The sequence below is a fragment of the Elusimicrobiota bacterium genome (assembly GCA_016788905.1).
Lineage (GTDB): Bacteria > Elusimicrobiota > Elusimicrobia > FEN-1173 > FEN-1173 > JADKHR01.
Window position 1 is genome coordinate 1 of sequence record JAEURZ010000026.1, and the last position, 20,566, is coordinate 20,566.

A 20,566-nucleotide genomic window follows, 5' to 3' on the forward strand; every position below is an offset into this window, starting at 1 on the left:
CCTGGGCGCCGCCAGTTTCGCCTACGCCATCTCTACGTCCGCGAACAACCCGCCCTTAGCCGTTGTGGGCGGAACCTCAACCGTTGCCCTCACTGGAACCGTCTCTGCCCTTATTCCCAACACCACCTATTTTGGATTCGTTCAAGCCTGTAATGGGGTAGGTTGTTCCGTTTACACAGCGTTTGGATCCACAGTCACCTGGGCCAATCCCCCGATCACTCTTTCCACAACCACTCTCGATTCCACATCGACCGCACTGGCCTGGGCCGCCAACAACAATCCAACAGGAACAACCTTCGAAATCGAACAGGCTACCGCCTCCGGCGGCTCCTTCTCCTTAGCCATTTCCACCACAGGGGTCAGCACACCGATCACTGGCTTGAGCCCCGGCACCACCGCCTGTTTCCGTGTTTTGGCGCGAAGTTGGGACGGGGTGCCCACCGCCCCCACATCAGAACTCTGCGTTGTGCCCCCCTTCTCCACGCCCAGCCCCAGCGCTATCTCCGCTTCAGGAACCAACGCTATTCTCGCCTCCTGGACCACCGCGCCGGGGGCGACCTCTTATACCTTTACTGTCTCCACCGCGTCCGATAATCCTCCCCTGGTCGTCTCCGGATCCAGCTCCACCGTGTCTTTATCTGCCAGCGTTAGTTCGCTCACACCCAACACCACGTACTTTGGGTTTGTTAAAGGATGTAATGGGGTCGACTGCAGTAACGACACAGCACTGGGATCAGCTGTCACACTCGCCTCGGTGCCCGCGGGTCTCTCCAGTGGCACCGTCACCGCTGTCTCCATGGCCCTTGCCTTTAACATCAACGGGAACCCGCCAGGAACTGCCTTTGAAATCGAATTGGCCGTGGACGGCGGTTCCTTTGCTACCGCGCTCACCACAACGTCGGATTCCCCCACGCTCTCTGGCCTTACACCTGGGGCAAACTACACCCTCCGCATTCGTGCTATAAACCACAACGGTATTCCCTCCGGGTATTCCCCCACGCTCTCTTTCACGACTTCCGCCACGCTCCCCGCCACTCCCGTCAACTTTCGCGGGTCTGCCGGGGCAGGGGGAATCACCTATTCCTGGGACCCTGTGACCACCAACGCCCTGGGGTCTCCACTGCCTTTAGGCGCCACCGTCTCCTATGAATTCTCTGAATCCAACTCCCCCACGGGATCCTTCGCTGTTCTGGCCAGCACCACCGCCACCTCCCACGGCCCCCTCCCCGCCGCCGGGCTCGAACGCTTCTACCGCCTCCGCACAGAGGTCGAAACCCTTTTCTCCCTGCCCTCCACGGTCATCGACAACGTGGGCGCTGGCCGTTATGTCTACGCTTCGACGCTCGGCAGTGCCGTCACCGCTCCCCAGGGCCTCTTAACCGGGGTCGGCAATTCCCGCCATGTCATTTCCTTATCTGATCGACCCATCACTGACGGCGCTCTCGTCGCGCTCGACATTGCCGTGATTGATGGAGTCACCGGGGCACCGGCAACGAATATCACCTTCTCCCCCTCTGCCCAATTATCCGTGCCACTCCCCGGGGTTTCCAGCGGCGAACGATCTGTGGAATACTTCAATGGCTCCGCCTGGGTCTTGGCCGGAACGGCCCGCATCCTCTCCCCCAACCTCGCCCAGTTCAGCTTTGGCCGCACCGGGGGATATCGGCTCATGGGCTCTAAGTCCAGCGACGTGGTCCAATCGGTCATTGCCCGCGTGTTCACACCCAACGGCGACGGCCGTAACGACGTCACCGTCGTCCGCCTCGACAACCCCAACGGGGACCCCACCCACGGCACCCTCTACGATACCGACGGCGCACGGGTCGCCGACATGACCACCGGCCCCGCCCCCGGTTTAAGCCTGACCTGGGACGGCCGCGACGCCAACGGCAACCCTGTCCCCGGCGGCGTCTACATCTACCAAGTCACCGTGGGCGGCCGTCGCGCCACGGGCACCATCGTGGTGTCTAAATGAACCGCCGCGCCATCAAGTTGTTGTTGGGGTAGAAATCAGAAGAAAATGGATTGCCATTCGCACGAAAATCAGGGTAGGTCCAAACGGTCGCAGAAAAGTTTCAGATAAGTTTACCGCGAGAGTCAATTCGTCCCAGTCGATGACATCAAACCCAATCCGGCAAATCAATTTTCGAAGCGGGTAGCCGAAAATAGTCTCGCTCCACCGTGTGCAGATTTTTCACATAGAGGGGAAGGTCCTCTGCCCGTGCATCCATCGAAAACCCATCAACGGCTTTCCTAAATCGAGCCACAAGCGCCCCATGCATGAGCCAACGACTCGCCACCATCTCCGCAATGTCGCTCACGTCGTTGGCATTAAATCTTTTCAATTTCGATACGACAACGTCCGAAACATCCAATGCCTCAATTTCAAAATGTTTGAGATGCTGGTTTATTCCCGCCATCTTATGGTAAAAGGCTTCCTGCGGCAAAAAGGGGAGACCACTTGGAACCACATCCAATTACAAACGATATGTCTTGCTGAGGAGGGATCCCTTTCCAGCCAAGGCCAACAGTTTTTTCTTAATCGGGGGTGTTATCTCCGGCGTTTCAAGCACGTCGCTATCTTTCGTCCCCCGATCATATTCCATCTGAAGGAGCAAGGCGGCCGATCCGATAATGCGTAAAACCGTCTTTGGATAATTTTCATTTTCCCATCGTCGATCAATCTCGATCAGAAACGCGTCAATTATTTTCACGAGCCTCCTTTAAAACGTGGATAAAGTCATCTGTTTTTATTCGTGTGACTACCGCCCATTTTTTTGCTATCAGATCCCTGGAAACTTTTGCTTCCTCAAATGCTTCTTGGCTTTGGAGAACGCCTGACTCCAACGGTTCCTCCACCGATTTTTTTGAACGGGGAAGGATAAACCCTGGATAGGTTAGAATGTTGCCGATCAAAATCTCTGCCCCGTGATAGCGATCCTCCCATCCGTTGAACCCGTTTTGTTTTGGTTCACGCAATTCGTGCTGAATTGCCGCAAGAACACTTTCCAAGAGCCATCCCAGGCGATTTATTCTCCCCTCCCCCAAAAACTCCAATCGCAATTTGTTTAAACCAGCAGGATTAATTTGATTTACGATGACGGGGGCCAAAGCGGTAATTTGGCGCGGATTTGAGGCGGAGGTCAATACTTCGCGAATGACAGATGTGGCGGTTTCAAGTTTTTCAGTGGGCAAGAGATCACGACTTTCCTGCAAGGACCCCGCCCCTAACCGTGAAATCGCATTCTGGAGAAGTTTTTCGGCAGAAGCGCCTGGCCCCGAAATAAAAGAGCTGAGCGATGCATTAAATGATTTTAGGACAAGAAGGAATTGTTCCGCCGTAAAAGATCCCTGCCCGCGCTCTATTTCGGACAACCGATTTTGAGAAATTCCCAATAGACGGGCCAGCCGGGTCTGTGTCCATCGGTTTTCCTGACGCAACCGACGAATGTTGTTTGCAACGCTCAATCTTATTTCATTGGAGTCTTTTCTCATATCGATTATTCGATTAATAGATCGAATAATCGATATTATACACCGAAACAAGGATTACGCAAGGCCAGAGTTTTCCCCTGTCTGTTTAGCCGAAGGGGACAGTGAAATAGAAAAAGTGTCTTTGGGTGAGAATTTTAGAGGGGAGATGGATGATAGGTTGGAAGCCTATATCTTGATTGAGAAAAGGGGTTCAACGTGGGCGAAGGAATTTGATTCCGAACTGAAAACTCGTGGAGATTTCAGGCGATGGGGCTTGTTGGACGGAAGAGGAGCGCAGGGGCGGGAGGATCATTGAGGTGAGATCGACTCTGCCAATGGTGGAGATACGCGCGGGCCAATTCAGTCATAACAGGGCGTTTTTGGAGAAGAAGGGTTTGGAGCAAACTGGCCAGGACACTGTGTGCGTCAGCGCCCGCGATGGTTCGAATTTAGAAAGATCTGTTACGAACAATGACGTGGGGCTTGATGGCGCGCTCGGCAGTGTTGTTGTCTGAGGGGAGCCCGAATACATCCAGGAACGTGAGCATTCTGTGGTGATGTTTGAGCAGTCTCGCGCTGAGCCGTTGCCATGTTTTGTTGGAATAAACATCCGTGGCAAAATGAAATAGTCGGTCCTTGATTCGTTGGGCACGACGAAGGAAGACGAGCGGGGAAAATCGGTTGTTTCGGTCGGCTAACCGTTTGGCGTCGGCGAGCAGCCGCTTGATCTTTTTTTCCGGAGTGGTAAAGTCCGGAGGCGGGTGGTCCTCCCGGGATTCGCGAATGTCCGGGTAGAGGTGCACGAGACACTTTTGCTTAAGACCGTGGATCTTGGCGTTGTAGGAACTGTGAAAGTCACTGACAAGACCACCCTGGAACGTTTCCCCAAAACATCGATGGGCACTTGGCTGCTGCGGCTTTTGTCCCCACGAAAGTAGGCCCAGGTGTCGTTGACGAGAGCCCATAACCAAGGGGAGACTCCGTTGATGGTCCAGCCCGTTTCATCGACGTGCTTAACCCGAAATTTTCACTTATGAAATCGCCGCGCAAGGTTTTTATATATAAATCTCTCCCTTGTCAGGACGCACTCTTCCTGGAGTGGCCTGCGGTTGAACTGCGCGTCGCGGGAAACACCCGGGCTTCCCTTGACGTTTGAATCCCATCGACGAGAGTTTAAGGAGTTTCTCTCATTCACTTATGCGTGCTGACATCGCACACGGTAGCGATGGGAGGCCGAGCCGCTCAATCAGTTGAAGGGGCGTCGAGCGCCCAGGAGATTTACGAGCGTGTCCGGAAAAAATGAGCTGTTGTTTTTCGCATCATCGGGTTTCTCGAAAAGCCTCCTTTCTTTTAAGGCAATAAAAGACGCCCGTCAGCAACGCTCGCGCCGTCGCCACCCGAGCCGTGCGCGTCCCGCTTTTCTTCGCCACATGACGATAGAATTCGCCCAACCGTCCGAGCGCCTTCGCGTATCTCTGGCAACACTCCACCATCACCCAACGCAACCACTTTGACCCTTGTTTGGTGAGGCCCCCATGCCGCAAGACACGCCCCGACTGATACGTCAATGGGCACAACCCCGCATACGCCACCAGCTTCTTAAAATTATCAAACCGATCGATCTCTCCTATCTCCGCCAAGACCAACATGGCCGAATACACCCCCATCCCCCGGATGGGCGTCAGCCATTCCACACGCTTGTCCCCCTTGGCATTCCTGGCTAGCGCCGTCACACTTCCGCTCGCGCGGTCGCGGGGACTACGGATAAACTTTTTTGGGAAGGAAAAAGGTCCGGATTTTTCGTCGAATCCCGCGATCCAACTGAAGATTTTGGGCTAGGACACCAATGTCCCCAACTATTGACGGTCGCCATGGACATTGGGATAGCGGATGAAGTCACCGGGACACCAGCCACGAACCTCACTTTATTTGGCCAATCATCCGTTCCACTCCCCGGCGGGATCCTCATCGACCAGGTCACAGTTGGCGGCCACCGCGCACAGGCACCATGGTGGTGCCTAATTTAATCGTTTCTACCAACTCCCCAGATTTTAACGATAAAATAAACTCGGAGGCTCCTTTGGAAGAAAAAAAACACTTGAGGAAATGTCATTCCGGCAGTATATGGATGATGTATGAAACTTACGTCTTCAAAATACTTGCCTTGGCTGGGATTGTTGTTTATTTTCGGGATTTTGCGGTCGGCCGATGGGCCCTTCATTAACGACCAAAACGCTGTGAATCTGGTAAGCCAATCCAATCCTGGCGGCGGCCCCGATTTCGACTACATGGATTCCTACGACACTTCGGTCCTTATAGGATTGGCTTCGCGGCCTGAACTCGCAACGGAAACCATAACCCATCGTTTGTTTGTCTCGGATGCCGCCCATCGCCTTTTAGTTTACGACATCGACAAAGATACATTTGGCGGCCGTCGCGCCACAGGCACCATCGTGGTGTCCAAATGAAATTCCTTCTCCCTTTCGCTCTTCTTCTCTTCACGCTTTCCGCGTCCGCCTCTTTCTCTGAATCCGTCACTGGCGGTCGCGCCACCGCTCTGGATGGCGCCCTCACCGCCGCGCCCGGCGATGTCTTCGCTCTCCACTACAACCCCGCCGGCCTCACCGATTTAGACACACCCGAAGCCGGCCTCTTCTACGGTCGAATGTTCAAAGGTCTCTCCGACGGCTCAAACCTCAGCCGATCCTTCTTTGGCTGGGCCTCTCCCACGCGATGGGGGGCGTTGGGCTTGTCCTACGGCGGCTACAGCCTGGGCAACCTCTACAACGAAGAAACCCTCTCCCTGGGATACGCCCATACGCTCGGCGGTCACTTCCGTTGGGGCACCGCAATAAAACATTTAAAGAAAACCGTCGGCCACGATTCCGACACAGACTCCGCTGTGGATCCGCTTGAAGGAACCAGTTTCAACGCGGAAGATCCCACCTACGCCGAATCCCGTTCCGCCTCCGCCTGGGACGTTAATCTGGGGGCCACCTGGATCCCCACTCCTCGCTGGCGGTTCGGCGTCACCGGGGTCAACCTTTGGGAGTCCGATGTGGGCCTTTCCTCTCCCGACCCCGTACCGCGCGTCTTGAAGGCCGCCGGATCCTTTTCCTCAAAGATCGGGCTCGCTCTCCTGGAAGTCTCCCGCCGCCGTGTCGGCGCGGAGTATCAGACCAGGATTCACGGGGGCATCGAGAAAACGCTGGGCCGGTTCGCCCTTCGCGCTGGCGGCGGAATGGGGCCCAACGACTATAAACGGGTTTCGGGTGGGTTCTCTGCCAAAATCCAAATTTTGCAAATGGATTACGGCTTCATGCTTCCCCTCACGGGCGTCAAAGATACTTCAGGCACCCATCAGGTCTCTGTGATCATGCGGTTTGGCCAAAGGACCTCCGATGAATAAGCCTCCCTCTCTTTTCCTGGGGCTTTTCCTGTTCGGGGTTTCCCGTCTTCATGCCGTGGACCCCTGGGCCCAGTGGGCCTTAGAAACAGATGTGGGTGGAGCCACCGCCTTGGCGTCGCAGACCGTTCGTGAAGAAGGCAAATCAGGATTGTCGGCCGGGGTGATGGTCCGATTGAGCCGCGACGAGATTTGGGACACAGGGTTTGGCTACAACGTGCTCTCTCTCCAGAACAACAGACGCCTTCGGCCCGCCACGATGGTCGCCGACCGCCGCTTCAGCCCATGGGGAGCCTGGGCCCCCTATCTAAGGCTTGGGGCAGGGCTGTCCACAGATCAGAGCCGTGGATCCCTTAACCGTCTCGTGGGGCGCGGGGGAATCGGCCTTCGCCGCCCCATCAACGGCCGGTGGGAAGTCGGCATCAAATCTGAAGTGTGGTATTCCCCTAGGGCTGGGGAGACGGGCAACGACATGCTTTTCCTCACCGCAGGCCTTACGCTTTCCCGATCCTTCGCTCGGGCCGTCAAACCCAAGATCGTCATAGAGCCGGATCCCGTAAAACAGCCCACACCTGAACCCGTGGAGGAGGTCACGAAGAGCGTTCCAGCTCAAAAAGTGGAACTTCCCAAACCCGTGAGGATTCTCACCGAACCACCCAAACCCCTCCACATCCTGTTTCGCACTGAAGGCTGGAAAATTGACAAAAGCGATGCGGAAGCCAAAGAGAAAGCGCTTCAGGCCATGGCCCAGTTCCTCTTCGCTTTCCCAACGGTCCCTGCCGAGATCCACGGCCACTCTGACAGCAAAGGACCAGCAGGATACAACATGGCCCTCTCTCGCCGGCGCGCGGAAGCCCTCCGCGATTTGTTCGTGACCCGCTGGGGACTCCCATCCAACCGGTTCGCCATCTTCGCCCACGGCTCCAAGAAACCTGTCGCCTCCAACGGCACTCCCCTCGGCCGCGCCAAAAACAGAAGAGCCGTCGTTATCGTCCTTTCTGAATGGCTGCCCTAGAAAGAGATGACATCATTCTTTAGTCAGCCATTTTCGGCAAGGGATCACTTCAATGGAGGGGCCCAGGTCACGGATGGTTTCTTCCGTATCCAGAGTAACGATCGTCATTTTAGAGACCTTTAATTCTTGAGCGGCCTGATGGAGCGCTCTCAGTTCACGTTCCCGGGTTTTTAAGCTGGAAAGGGTTTGTGCCACTTGAATGAGTTCACTGTTTTCGGTTCCTTTCCGAACAAGGAAATCGACCTCGGTTCCCACGCCCGTTTGGTAATAAAACAAGTCGAAATTCGGTTTGAACCCTCGCCGAACCAATTCAATAAACACGAGATTTTCAAGCAATCGAGGATCGTTTGATAAGGTGGGTTGAGACAACGCTGAGATAAACCCGTTGTCGTAGGCATAGATCTTTCTTTCCGCTTTAATTCGCATACGCGGTTTAAAAAAATAAGGCTGTAAATCTTGAACTAAATAGGCTTCGCGGAAATAGGAAATAAATTTCTGAATGGTGGCAATGGAGAGAGACCCCAGAGATCGCTCCAGGCTCCGACCTGAAAACCGGCTCGCGGTGTTGTTGATAAGAAGGCTCAAAAGATCATAGATGGCGGTCGATGAGCGAATGCTGTGAAGCGTGACAATAGCCCTTAATACAACCGAATCAAAAAGGGTCCGAAGATACCCTTGGGGATCAGCGTCCCCAATGACCACCTCAGGAAATCCCCCCCATGTCAGATAACGGCGAAACGATTCCGCGCTGTCCGGAACAGAGGGTGGACGCCCCGCCAAAAATTCCGGAAAACTGAAAGGCAATCATTCAAAAGAAATGTGCCGTCCGGTCAAGGCCGATCCCAATTCCCGACTCAACAACCTGGAATTTTAACCCGTGATCAGCAAATTACGCTCTCGCCGGTGAAGCTTGTTAATAAAGCTTTCCCACTGGGGATAGTTTTGGATTTCGTCAAATAAAACGATGTCGGTCTTCCCGTAAACCGCGTCCATCGTATCAATGAGCACATCGCCGGGGACGTCCTGTTGAAGAGCATCGTCTTCAAAATTGAGATAAGCAAAGCGTCTCCCCGCCAAGGTTTGGAAAGCCAATGTCGATTTACCAGAACGGCGAGGACCCGCAATGACTTTGACCAGACGGGAGGATAAGGCCTTCGCAAGAACCGTGCCCATCTGGCGCGGGACAAGAACCCTGCGAAGTGTGGCATCACGCTCTTTCTTATGGGCTTCAATAACGCTGTTTAATTTATTCATCGTAGTAAACGATAATGCCTATTATTGTTTACTACAAGCGTTCGATTGGGCTCCCTCCAAAGAGAGCCACTTATCCCAATGGTTGCTTAAAACGAACTAAAGTTTTTTGTTATTCGAAAAGAGTTCCACGATGTGGAACGCACGGACTTTGGACTTTATTTTTCTGAGACGCCCACGCAATTGGAGAAGGCAAGAAACACTGGACGTCAGCACCAGAGCGGCCCCGGTGGTCGCGATGTTCTCGGCTTTTCGGTCACCAACGGTTTGGGAGATTTCCGGTTGCATGAATTGATAGGTTCCGCCCCCCCCACAACATTGGTCGGCTTCCGGGAGTTCCCGATAGTCCAGACCAGGGATCCCTGAGAGAAGTTTCCGGGGTTCGTTCACCAACCCTTGGCCGAAGCGCGCTTTGCACGCGTCATGGTAAGTTACGGAAAGAGTTTCGCTAAACCCCAGAGGAGGATTATTGGCGAGCCATTCGAGCACGTCTTGAGCCCGTTTCGAAACCGCTTCCGCGCGAACGCGCCAACCGGGATCGTCATCAAAAAATCGGGGCCATTCTTTGACCGTGGCGGCACAGGAGGAGTCGTCCACTAAAATCGTGGCGGTGGGGTAAGCCTCCAACACTTCAATATTCTTCCGAGCCAAAACCCGGGCGGCTTCCTGGTCCCCAAAACTCTGGCCGGGCAATCCGCAACAAACCGTTTCGGCCGTTCCCGCCCGTATCCCCTGAACTTTTAGAATATGCGCCGTCGCCAGACCGACCTCAGGGGCAAGGCAGTTGGGACCGCAGGACAAAAAATGAATCACGTCGGCATCCCGTGGGGCCACGGGAAGAAGATCTCGGAGGAATTTGCGAGGAGCTTGGTCCACCAAACTCTCCGCCGCGGCCAACCTTGAAGAGATGAGCGCTAAAACACCAAGGCGGTTCAAGACCCCTGATAGGCCCACCCTTTTCCCAATGTAAAGGAACTTAAGTAGACCTTCGAAAAGGGCCGGCCGAGGGAGAATTTTTCTGAGAAAAAAGCGCAAAAAGACAGGCGTTCCTTTGGTCTCCCGCACTTTTTCGCGGGCCTGGGACATCAGTCGCGCCGTTGGCACCTGGGCGAAACAAACCGATGTGCAGATGCCACAGAGCAAGCAAGTATCAAACGATCGTTTGCCGTCCGCGGGATCCAGCCGCCCTTCCATGAGGGCGCGCCAGGATTGGTTGCGACCGCGGGGCGACAAACCTTCATCCCCAGTGGCCAGATAGGTGGGGCAAAAGGATGTGCAAAAGCCACAGCGGTTGCAATGCATCACGTCATCGTAGGCGCGGCTTTCCGCCGGGGATCCCGGTGTGGCGGGACGACTGGTCAGGTCGGGTTCAGTCGACATGGGCGGAAAGCAACGTGGGGTTGAACATGTTTTTGGGGTCAAAAGCCGCCTTCACTTTGCGGTGGAGATCCGGGTTGGAAAGTTTAGAAAAATCCGGTGGCCCGGACAGAGGGGGCCCCCACAATTCAGCGGGAGTGGAATAGAGACGAAGCGTCACTTCCACCATCACCCCCAACGTTCCCCAGGCGCCCAAAAAGAGCCGGGCGGCATCGTACCCCGCCACGTTCTTCATGACCTTTGCGCCAAAAGACAGGAGTTCCCCCTCCCCGCCAATGGTTTTCATTCCCAAGATTTGGTTACGGAGCGGGGGCCGGCCACGGGCGTTAGTGGAAAGGACACCGCCCAAGGTTCCCTCACCGGGAACATGCAGGTAAAGCCCATCCTTCCCCAGGCGCGCGCGAAGAGTGGGAAGATGAATCCCGGCGCCCACCACCAGAGTCAGGTTGGCCCGGTCCAAATCCACAAGAGTGTCTAAGGCCGTGGTCACCAAAGTGGCCTTCCCCGAGGGGATGGGCATCCCTTTTGTACCCGATCCTTTAATATAGAAATCCCCCCCCGCGTCCCGAACAGCACGCACATAATCCAAAACGGTCTCCACATTCCCCGCGATGTATTCCCCCCCTGGCCACACGGAGACCGCCCGGGGGCCAGGCGTTGATTCCACCACAGGGATCAACTTATCGGGGTTGCAAAGGTTGTCCGGATCGAAAACCTTTTTCACTTCCCGGAAAACAGCGAGCGTGGGGGGTGTAAAGAGCCAGCGCATGGCTTCCCTCTTATCGGCCCCAATCCCGTGTTCCCCCGAAATGGATCCCCCCAAGTCAACACAAACCCGTAACATTTCCTGCCCCGCTTCCAAGACACGGGCGGTTTCACGCTTGTCCCGTTCATCAAAAATCATGTTCGGGTGCAGGTTGCCATCCCCCGCGTGGGCGATCAGCCCCATGCGGATCCCGGCCCGATCGGCGATCGCTCGCATTTTTTGGACCGCTTCTGGCAACCGTGTGCGGGGCACCACACCGTCCTCCACCAAAACGTTCGGCGCCAGACGAGCCATCGCCGCGTAGGCCCCGCGACGGCCTTCCCACAGTTTGTCCCGTTCCCGCTCATCCACCGCCATACGAAAATCCGTTCCCCCGTTCAAAGAACAAAGGGCCCGAACGCGAGCCCCCTCCGCCACGGTTCGTTCCCGCGGCCCGTCCACCTCAATTAACAAAACGGCCTCCGCGGAGGTGGGATACCCCGCGTGGACAAAAGCCTCCACCGCCTGAACCGTCAGGCGATCCATCACTTCCAGAGTGGCCGGCACAATGCCCGCGGCAATAATCTCCGTCACCGTATGCGCCGCGGCTTCCATGGACGGGAACGCCACCAAAAAGGTTCGAACGTCCTCGGGCTGGGGCAACAGGTTGACTTCGATTTTCGTGGCCAACCCTAAGGTTCCCTCCGACCCAACGAAAAGACCGGTCAAATCGAAACCGTCGTTGTCCACCGACACCACAACGGTTTCCCCGTTGGGCCGAATCCATTCCAGGCCCGTCACATGATGACTGGTCACTCCGTATTTCAAGCAATGGGGACCACCGGCGTTGGTGCCCACATTGCCACCCAGGGTACAGGCTTTTTGGCTGGCCGGGTCCGGGGCGTAAAAAAGGCCCCGGGGCGCCAGCGCCTTGTGAAGGTGAAGATTGATCACGCCGGGCTCCACCCAGGCCCTGCGTCGATCCGAATCGATTGAAAGAATTCTGTTTAAGCGACTGAGATGGATCACCAGCCCCCCGGTGGGAACGATGGTTCCCCCGCAGAGGTTCGTCCCCGCACCGCGAACAGAATAAGGAACGTGGTGTTCCCGCGCCACACGAACCGCGACCCCCACTTCGGCCGAGGTTCGAGGCAAAACCACCGCTCCCGGAAGCCTTTTGTCCAGCGCCGCGTCATAGGCATACGGAAAAAGTTCCCCCGGCAAAGAGAGAACCCGATCTTTCCCTAAAACTTCTTTGAGTTTTGACACAAAGGAAACCGATGACATGAGGCACCCATTTTAGCGTTTTTTCGAATGAAGAGATTGCTCGCCAAGTCTAAGTGTGGTATAAAAAACCCATGAAACGATATCTGCTTACTGCGGCGGGAAAAGATCAGGCGGGATTGGTGGCGGCGGTCTCAAAAATTCTCTTGCAGGAGGGATGCAACCTGGAAGACAGCGCCATGACGCGCTTGCAAGGGGAGTTTGCCATTCTCTTGATTTTTAGCGGACCACCCACCATTCGATCCCTCGAAACAAAGGTAAAGGGACTTGGAAAAAAGCTAGGGTTGACCGTTCATTTAAAAACCGTTTCCGATCAAGGATCGCGCAAAAAGACCACGGCGGGCGACAGGGTATTGGTTTCGGTCTACGGCGCCGACCGTCCCGGGATTGTGCACCAAGTCACCGAATTTTTGGCCAAGGCCAAAGTAAATCTCTCGGACCTTTCAACCCACCGAACGGAATCAAAAGGAAATCCCTCGGGATACATCCTCTATTTGGAAGGGGAAACAACCGGCCGAACAACACCGTTAGACTTAGAGAAAAAACTCCGAACACACCTTGCCGACTGGGGTGTTACTGTCTCCGTGAAACCGCTCTCCACCCAAGCGCTTTAGAAAACGTGCCGATTCGCCCTATCCTTCTTTTTCCCCATCCCACGCTGAAAGAAGTCTGCCCCAAAGTGACAGAGATCAACACCCTCACCGCTCAAACGCTCACCGATCTAACGGACACGCTCTATTCCACTCCTGGGGTGGGGATCGCGGCCCCCCAAATCGGAACGCTTTTGCGGGCGATCGTGGTGGACGTCACGTGGCTCCCCCCCCGCCAGGGGAAAGAGCCTCCCAAAGGGCACGGAAAAATAGCCCTGTTAAACCCCCGCGTGGTCCAAGCGGAAGGCAGCCTCACTTTTCGGGAAGGGTGCTTGTCCATCCCCGAGTTTTTGGCCAACGTTCGCCGCTCTTCCTTCGTGCGAGTGGAAGGGCTTGACCGGGACGGAAACCTTGTGACCTATGAAAGCGAAGGGTTTGAAGCCGTCGCCCTTCAACACGAAATTGATCACTTGGACGGGCTTCTTTTCCTTGACCGCGTCGCCGACATCAAAACCGATCTTTTCCGTCGAAAACAACCGCCCCTTTCTAGCGGAAACTAAACCGCACCCCCATCGTTCCCGCCCAATCGTCCTGGGAATAGAGTCCACCCACGTTAAATTTAAGCGTTGGAAAAAAAGAAAACTCGAGCCCTCCCAAAAACTGGACCATATCGTCCTTGGCATTGGCGGATCCCTGGGCTGACACATTGACGTCATCGCCCACGTTGACTATCCCAACCACGCTCATCGTGGTTTTAGCGTCCCCCATCAACCGACTGTAACCAGCCCCAATATACGGGGTCACAATGAGCAGCTGCTTACTGGCCACAACACGGGCCGTCACCGCGCCGGTCTGCCATTTCGACCTGAGGGTGGTTTTCCCGGTTAAGGTATTGGAATTGGCAATGGGTCCGGAATAATTTTCTTGACGATTAATCTCTCCGTTCGCCTGGTCGTATCCCAACGTTAACGCCACGTCCGGAAGGACCACACCCGTCATGCCTTCGCCCAAAAGACGCCGACGAATTTCAACCCCCACCACCGTGTTTTTAATCTTTGACTGCGCCCCGTTTCTGTTGTCGTCATAATTAAGGTAGCCATACTTGGCACCCATATCGAGTGAAAAAGGCAGCCCCACTTTCACGTGAGCCAACGGCATCCCCAGGGGGATCCCGGCCGGTAAATCAAACTCACTTTGCTTGAGCTCGTCCAAAGAGAGGGTATTAAACGCTCCCCGATCCAATTTAGAATAACTGACTCCAACGGAAACACCCATTTCGACCCCGAGCACCCCATGCACATCCCCCGGAAGTTGGGGGAGGGCCGAAGCATTAAAAGCCGTCAGGTGGGAAACTTCCTGGCTAAACCACTTGGCAATTTTCTCCGAATCTGCTTGAACCCCATCCGGTACGGAGAGTGCCGCCGCCAGGGTAGGTGAACCCGAAAAGAGGACACCACAGAATAGCCCCATAATTGAAAATAACACTGTTTTATTGATTTTCATAACGCTCGAACCCCCTCTTATCCACAAGATTGTCCACAGAACTCACTTTTTATCCCTATTTATCAACCAAATTTGCATTAGCCCGTCGAGCGTTAAATGGGGGACGACCTCATGAATTTCGGGCAAAGAGGGGGCCAAAAGGTTCGCCAGGCCCCCCGTGGCCAAAACCCGCGGGGTTCCCCCCATTTCTTTCGATAAACAGAGCAAAAGACCCCGGGTGAGACCCACATAACCGTGAAAAAGGCCCGAAGCAATGCTGTCCTGGGTGTTCTTCCCAATGGCCTGGGAGGGCCGGCGGAAAGCCCCCAAGAGGGGCAATTTAGCCGTCCGCTGGTAAAGTATTTCGGATGCCATTTGAGGCCCTGGAGCAATGGCTCCCCCTAAATAGGCCCCGCGGGCGTCCACACAGTCGAAGGTCGTGGCGGTACCAAAATCAGCCACGATCAAGGGCCCCCTGACCCTGGAATAGGCGGCGGCCGCGTTGACCACACGGTCCGCCCCCACTTCTGTTGGAAAATCATAAAGGATTTTCACACCGGTATCGACCCCGGGCCCAACAAAGAGAGGGACCTGTTTAAGGAATTTTTCGGAAAGTTCTCGGAAGACGGGATCTAAGGGGGGAACCACGCTGGCCACCGCCACTCCGCGCAGTTTTTTCAGGGAAAGACGGGCGGACGCCACCCAGTTGAAAACGGTTACGCTCAGCTCATCAGCGGTGGCGTGCCGATGGGTGGCCAACCGCCAACTGGCCAGGAGGACGGGTTTCCCTTTCGTTTTCCCTGGGGCCAAAGCCCCAAGCGTTACGTTGGTGTTTCCGATATCAATGGCCAATACCCACACGCCCGACGCCTGCAAGGAATCGGCCCTCCCCTCGGCCACGAAAGGCAAGGAACGGAAATCCCGAGAGCGCGCGCGTGGACCAGCCAAGAGGTCAGTTAACGGAGCTTTCGACCAACAAAGGTTCCGACTGTGAAACACGATCCAAGGCGGCAAGAAAATCCGCCAGATGGTCTTGAAACACCATCACTTTTGACATCCGGCCAAAACTTTTTTCCGTCAACATCACGTATTTATGTCCGTTTTTCGTGATGCGGCTTTCGAGGATATAGGTCCTTTTTCCGCAGTTCAACGTTTCGGTATTCATGGCCTTTTTCTCCTTGGGTCCGAACAACGCCTTAAGCCGAAACAATGTTCGCTCTCTTCAGCACATCCACCAGGTCTTGAACGGCCTGTATGGATTTTTGAAGCGCCGCCTTTTCATCGGTGGTGAGACGCAGTTCGATCACTTGCTCAATTCCCCGAGCGCCCAACTTCACGGGAACGCCCAAAAACAAGCCGGTCGTCCCATATTCCCCCTCCAAATACGCCGCGCAGGGGAAAATACGTTTCTTGTCTTTTAGAATCGCTTCCACCATGGCGGCCGCCGACGCGGAAGGCGCGTAATAGGCCGATCCGGTTTTGAGCAGTTTCACTATTTCCGCGCCCCCATCCCGGGTTCGCTGAAGAATCGCCGCAAGTTTTTCGCCGTCCAGGAGTTCTGTGACGGGCACACCGGCCACGGTGGTGTAACGGGCAATGGGAACCATGGTGTCCCCGTGACCGCCCAAAACCGTGGGTTGAATGTCTTCGACAGAAACATCCAAGGCCTCCGCCAAAAAGGCCGCCAATCGGGCGGAATCCAGGACTCCCGCCATACCGATCACGCGCTCTTTAGGGAACCCCGTCGTGCGGAGGGCCACATGGGCCATGGCGTCCAAGGGATTGGACACGATGATCAAAATGGCTTGAGGGGAATGTTTCGCCACCTGTTCAGAAACGGTTTTCATGATCCCAGCGTTGATGTTCAATAAATCGTCACGGCTCATTCCCGGCTTCCGGGGCACGCCGGCGGTGATCACCACGACGTCGGAGTTGGCGGTCGGTCCGTATTCGGTTGTCCCAGTCAAACGACTGTCGTATCCGTACACCGGACCGGATTGCCGAATGTCGAGAGCCTTCCCGGCGGGCATTCCTTCTGTTTGAGGAATGTCCACCAAAACCACATCCCCCAATTCCATTTCAGCCAAACGCTGGGCCAAGGTTGCGCCTACGTTTCCAGCCCCAATCACACTCATTTTTTTACGCATGAATCCTCCCTTGTTTACCCCGCCCAACCAAAACTCAAGAACCTCTTAAAGGTCCTCGAAAATGGCCTCTCTATTTATGGGGGAATTAAATTCTAACCAGTTCTGTCTGAATTGACAAGCCTTATCCCCGATGATCACTTGCCCTATCCGGGAGCTGTCTTATTCGTTAATGGAAGGGCGTCGGTAATGGCCGCGGGTGTACCGTTCTGCGGCGGACATGGACGCGGCGGTTCCCATCCGAATGAGGGACTCCGCCGCTTCGTTGCGAAGGTCGGGGTCTTTACTTTCCTCTAAAAAAAAAACGAATTGGGGGATGGAGGGTTCGGCCACACCTCCCATGTTCCCCAAAGCACGCAGGGTCCCCAAAAGGATCTCTTTGTCTTTCGACACCAAAAGAGACGCCACCGTTTTATAAACCGCATCGTCCTTTTGACCCAATTGCCCCAAAACGACTGAGGCTTTCAAGCGGAGCGTCCGTTGGGAATCTTTGAATAGGGTAATGAGAGCGTCCACCACATCCGGTCGGGGAAGACCGATTTCGCCCAGCCCATCCACAGCCCGTTGACGAAGGTCCACATCCTTTTCTTTCAAAGCTTTCAGAAATACGGGAACTCCGATCTTTCCCATATGGGTAATGCGCATGGCCGCTTCGCCCCGGATAAACTCGTCTGAGCTCAGGAGGGAAGGGAGAAGAGTCCCGGCCACCTGAGCGTGAACGGCCTCGTTCATGAGCCCCAGCGCCGCGGACGCCCCTTTCCGGGCCATGGCGTTGGTGGATTTAAGCGCCTCAAGCAGGGAGGGCACCGCGGGTTCCCCGATGGCACCGAGAGCCAACACCGCTTTTTCGGACACACAAAAGTCCCGATCTCGCAAGGCTTCCACGAGGGCCGGAACGGCAATTTCCGCGCTGGCCCCCATGGGAATGAGCGCGGAGGCGGCCCGGCACCGAACCCAGCTGTCCGTGTCGGAAAGGAGCCCGCTCAACGCGTGTGCCCCAGGAACACCCAAAGCAACGAAAGCACGTTCGGCGGAGCGATGGACCGGTTCTTGTCGATTTCTGAAATTTTCCACCAAGAGGGGGACCGCCACCACCCCATCGGCCCCATAAGAAGGAAGGTGCCCCATCGCTCGCACACGAACCGCGGGGTCCGAGTGGCGCATTTGTTTTACCAGAACCGGGAGGGTCGGGCGACCTGTCGAGCAAGCGGAGATCAAGAAGACCAAGATAATCCCAGAGAAATAGTTTGGAAAACCCATGGCGTTATCCTACCATTTTGTTTTCCTTTTCCCATCCCCATGACAAAAACACTGTTTCCATCGAACGGGCTTTCCTCCGCTGAAGCGGCCCAGCGTTTTTTACGAAACGGGCCGAACGAAACCCATGACACCACGGGCCGAACCTTTTGGCGCTTGGCCTTAGAGGTTTTGCGGGAACCCATGTTCCTCCTCCTTTTCGCCTGTGGCGTTCTCTATTGGGTCCTGGGGGACCAACAAGAAGCCCTGATTCTTCTGGGCTTCGTCTTTTTTATCATGACGATCACGATCACCCAAGATTGGAAAACGGAAAGGGCCCTGACGGCCCTTCGGGATTTATCCAGTCCCCGGGCCGTGGTGGTTCGGGACGGGATCCAACACCGCATTCCGGGCCGCGAAGTCGTGGTGGGGGACCTCTTGATCCTCTCGGAAGGAGACCGCGTGGCGGCGGACGCCCGCGTGGTGAGCGCCAGCCATCTCGCGGTGGACGAGTCCCTTTTAACCGGAGAATCGGTCCCCGTGTCCAAACGGCCCGATGACGAAAGCGTTTCTTTCGTGTACGCCAGCACGCTCATTGTGCAAGGGCAGGGCATGGCGCACGTGTCCGCCACCGGGTCCAGCACGGAAGTGGGGAAAATCGGTGTGGCGCTTCAATCGCTTCCCGCGGAACCCACCCCTCTTCAAAAAGAAACCCATGCCCTTGTGGCGCGGCTGGCCGTAGGTGCCCTCATCCTGTCGGCCGCGGTGGTGGTGGTTTATGGAATCACCCGGGGGGATTGGCTGAACGGTCTTCTCGCCGGGTTGACCCTCGCGATGGCGATCCTGCCCAACGAGTTCCCGCTGGTCTTGATTCTCTTCCTCTCCCTTGGAGCGTGGCGACTTTCGAGAAAAAACGTGCTCACGCGTCGCATGGGTGCGGTGGAAACCCTCGGGGCGGCCACCGTTCTGTGCGTGGACAAAACCGGAACGCTGACCCAGAACCGCATGAGCCTTCACACCCTCCACTCGGCGGGAGAAACCCATCGAATGGATCAGGGAACGATTCCCCCTCACCTTCACGCGCTCATCGAGACGAGCCTGAGGGCGAGCCAACCCAACCCGGTGGACCCCATGGAAAAAGCCCTTTTTCTCCTGGCCCCGCCGCGAACAAACGATTCCCCCCACGGGCGCCCCGATTGGGTCCGGGTCCACGAGTATCCCCTCTCCCGCGGTCTCCAGGCCATGTCAAACCTTTGGACCCAATCGGGATCCCCCCTCGCCTTCGCCGCTGCCAAGGGAGCTCCGGAAGCGATCTTTGACCTGTGCCATTTAACGGAAGACGAACGTCATCCCTTGCTCAAGGTTCTCAAATCTCTCACCGGGGAAGGGTTGCGTGTTCTGGGCGTCGCCCAAGCGGAACCGCCGGCGGAATCCCGCCCCACGAACCAACACGATTTCGATTTCCAATTTATGGGCTTGCTTGGCTTTTCCGACCCGGTGCGTCCGGGTGTTCCCCAGGCGGTCGCTGACGCACAAAAAGCGGGTCTCCGTGTGGTGATGATCACGGGGGACCATCCGGGCACAGCCCTTCAAGTCGCTCGGGAAATTGGCTTGGCCGATGCGGGGGCGGTTGTCACGGGTTCTGAATTAGCCCCTTTATCGGAAAAAGATCTGCGGTCCCTTGTCCGAACCGTTTCCGTGTTTGCCCGGGTGGTGCCGGAACAAAAACTTCGCCTCGTTCAAGCGTTAAAAGCCAACGGAGAGATCGTGGTTATGACCGGCGATGGGGTGAACGATGCCCCCGCGCTTAAAGCGGCCCACATTGGGATTGCCATGGGCGAACGTGGCACGGACGTGGCACGGGAAGCCGCCGACCTCGTTCTGTTGGACGACAACTTTGCGTCCCTGGTCGCCGGGGTCCGCCTGGGCCGGCGCGTTTTCGATAACTTAAAGAAAGGGTTGGCCTACATCCTCGCCGTGCACATTCCCATCGCGGGGATGACCCTGATCCCCGTGGCGTTAAAATGGCCCCTTATTCTGCTCCCGGTCCATATCGCTTTTCTTCACCTCATCATTGACCCCGCCGGTTCCGTCGTGTTCGAATCCGAAAGGGAAGAGAACGCCATCATGTCCCGACCTCCTCGAAAATCCACCGAACCTCTTTTTTCCCGCTCGCTCTGGATCACCTGTCTTCTTCAAGGGGGTATTGTTTTGGTCGTTGTCATGACGCTTTACGCCGTGGCACTCTATCGGGGCCGACCCGTTGACGAGGCCCGGGCCATCACCTTCACCGCCCTCATCGTGGCAAACCTCGGGCTGATTTTCGCCAACCGATCGTGGACACGGGCCGGTTGGGGAAAAGGGTTGTTTCGCAACGCGTCCCTGTGGTGGGTGACCCTCGGGGCGGCACTCTTTTTGGCTCTGGTGTTAGCGATCCCTGCTTTAAGGACCCTGTTCCATTTTTCAAAACTCAACTCCCGCGACCTCTTCGTGTGCGTGCTGGCGGGGACCGCCAGCGTGGCCTGGCCAGAGATATTTAAAAAGAAAAAGGGGCATTTATGA

The 20,566-nt window shown here is 55.9% G+C and carries 21 protein-coding genes; 7 read left to right on the top strand and 14 right to left on the bottom strand.

Going from position 1 to position 20,566, the window contains the following annotated elements:
- Positions 1–1,975, top strand: a 1,975-nt coding sequence (locus tag JNK54_09905) for a gliding motility-associated C-terminal domain-containing protein (protein MBL8024574.1), incomplete at its 5' end; no start/stop codon positions are given.
- Between the two features lie 145 nt (positions 1,976–2,120).
- On the opposite strand, the gene JNK54_09910 is transcribed toward JNK54_09905, so the two are convergent.
- The 5 genes from JNK54_09910 to JNK54_09930 form a co-directional block, all read right to left on the bottom strand.
- Positions 2,121–2,420, bottom strand: a complete 300-nt coding sequence (locus JNK54_09910) for a hypothetical protein (protein ID MBL8024575.1) — start codon at positions 2,418–2,420, stop codon at positions 2,121–2,123.
- Positions 2,421–2,477: 57 nt separating this feature from the next.
- On the bottom strand, positions 2,478–2,714 hold the full coding sequence (locus tag JNK54_09915) for a hypothetical protein (protein ID MBL8024576.1): 237 nt from the start codon (positions 2,712–2,714) through the stop codon (positions 2,478–2,480).
- Positions 2,701–3,495, bottom strand: a complete 795-nt coding sequence (locus JNK54_09920; GenBank protein ID MBL8024577.1) for a helix-turn-helix transcriptional regulator — start codon at positions 3,493–3,495, stop codon at positions 2,701–2,703. The genes JNK54_09915 and JNK54_09920 overlap by 14 nt, the downstream gene beginning before the upstream one ends.
- A gap of 428 nt (positions 3,496–3,923) precedes the next feature.
- Entirely contained in the window at positions 3,924–4,439 is a 516-nt protein-coding gene (locus tag JNK54_09925) for a transposase (GenBank protein MBL8024578.1), read from the bottom strand.
- Positions 4,440–4,793: 354 nt separating this feature from the next.
- Positions 4,794–5,168, bottom strand: a complete 375-nt coding sequence (locus JNK54_09930) for an IS110 family transposase (protein ID MBL8024579.1) — start codon at positions 5,166–5,168, stop codon at positions 4,794–4,796.
- 441 nt (positions 5,169–5,609) lie between these two features.
- Between JNK54_09930 and JNK54_09935 the strand changes: the two genes are divergently transcribed.
- From JNK54_09935 to JNK54_09945, 3 genes are read left to right on the top strand one after another with little or no spacing between them, the layout of a single operon-like run.
- The gene (locus JNK54_09935; protein ID MBL8024580.1) at positions 5,610–5,942 is read left to right on the top strand and encodes a hypothetical protein; all 333 of its coding nucleotides are present in this window, start codon (positions 5,610–5,612) and stop codon (positions 5,940–5,942) included.
- Positions 5,939–6,883, top strand: a complete 945-nt coding sequence (locus tag JNK54_09940; protein ID MBL8024581.1) for a hypothetical protein — start codon at positions 5,939–5,941, stop codon at positions 6,881–6,883. Before JNK54_09935 ends, JNK54_09940 begins: the two co-directional genes overlap by 4 nt.
- Positions 6,876–7,895, top strand: coding sequence for an OmpA family protein (locus JNK54_09945; protein ID MBL8024582.1), 1,020 nt, complete (start codon positions 6,876–6,878; stop codon positions 7,893–7,895). Before JNK54_09940 ends, JNK54_09945 begins: the two co-directional genes overlap by 8 nt.
- A gap of 12 nt (positions 7,896–7,907) precedes the next feature.
- Here the strand turns inward: JNK54_09945 and JNK54_09950 are convergent, their stop codons facing one another.
- From JNK54_09950 to JNK54_09965, 4 genes are all read right to left on the bottom strand, one after another.
- A complete protein-coding gene (locus tag JNK54_09950; protein ID MBL8024583.1) occupies positions 7,908–8,699 on the bottom strand; it encodes an ATP-binding protein in 792 nt (263 codons plus the stop codon).
- 66 nt (positions 8,700–8,765) lie between these two features.
- A complete protein-coding gene (locus JNK54_09955) occupies positions 8,766–9,149 on the bottom strand; it encodes an AAA family ATPase (GenBank protein MBL8024584.1) in 384 nt (127 codons plus the stop codon).
- A 96-nt stretch (positions 9,150–9,245) separates the two neighbouring features.
- Positions 9,246–10,526, bottom strand: a complete 1,281-nt coding sequence (locus JNK54_09960; GenBank protein MBL8024585.1) for a (Fe-S)-binding protein — start codon at positions 10,524–10,526, stop codon at positions 9,246–9,248.
- Entirely contained in the window at positions 10,516–12,555 is a 2,040-nt protein-coding gene (locus JNK54_09965) for an FAD-binding protein (protein ID MBL8024586.1), read from the bottom strand. Before JNK54_09965 ends, JNK54_09960 begins: the two co-directional genes overlap by 11 nt.
- Before the next feature lie 71 nt (positions 12,556–12,626).
- Between JNK54_09965 and JNK54_09970 the strand changes: the two genes are divergently transcribed.
- A complete protein-coding gene (locus tag JNK54_09970; protein MBL8024587.1) occupies positions 12,627–13,166 on the top strand; it encodes an ACT domain-containing protein in 540 nt (179 codons plus the stop codon).
- A gap of 5 nt (positions 13,167–13,171) precedes the next feature.
- Positions 13,172–13,702, top strand: coding sequence for a peptide deformylase (gene def / locus JNK54_09975; protein ID MBL8024588.1), 531 nt, complete (start codon positions 13,172–13,174; stop codon positions 13,700–13,702).
- Here the strand turns inward: def and JNK54_09980 are convergent.
- The 5 genes from JNK54_09980 to JNK54_10000 form a co-directional block, all read right to left on the bottom strand.
- Positions 13,689–14,645, bottom strand: a complete 957-nt coding sequence (locus JNK54_09980) for a hypothetical protein (GenBank protein MBL8024589.1) — start codon at positions 14,643–14,645, stop codon at positions 13,689–13,691. The genes def and JNK54_09980 overlap by 14 nt on opposite strands.
- Before the next feature lie 42 nt (positions 14,646–14,687).
- Positions 14,688–15,485 carry a type III pantothenate kinase gene (locus JNK54_09985; protein ID MBL8024590.1) on the bottom strand — a complete coding sequence of 266 codons (798 nt, stop codon included), beginning with the start codon at positions 15,483–15,485 and terminating at the stop codon, positions 14,688–14,690.
- A gap of 91 nt (positions 15,486–15,576) precedes the next feature.
- On the bottom strand, positions 15,577–15,789 hold the full coding sequence (locus JNK54_09990; protein MBL8024591.1) for a hypothetical protein: 213 nt from the start codon (positions 15,787–15,789) through the stop codon (positions 15,577–15,579).
- A gap of 31 nt (positions 15,790–15,820) precedes the next feature.
- The gene (gene mdh, locus JNK54_09995) at positions 15,821–16,771 is read right to left on the bottom strand and encodes a malate dehydrogenase (GenBank protein ID MBL8024592.1); all 951 of its coding nucleotides are present in this window, start codon (positions 16,769–16,771) and stop codon (positions 15,821–15,823) included.
- A gap of 159 nt (positions 16,772–16,930) precedes the next feature.
- Entirely contained in the window at positions 16,931–18,028 is a 1,098-nt protein-coding gene (locus JNK54_10000) for a HEAT repeat domain-containing protein (protein ID MBL8024593.1), read from the bottom strand.
- 39 nt (positions 18,029–18,067) lie between these two features.
- Here JNK54_10000 and JNK54_10005 point away from each other — a divergent pair, with 39 nt between their 5' ends.
- Positions 18,068–20,566 (top strand): cation-translocating P-type ATPase, encoded by a 2,499-nt coding sequence (locus JNK54_10005; GenBank protein MBL8024594.1) that lies wholly within the window; start codon positions 18,068–18,070, stop codon positions 20,564–20,566.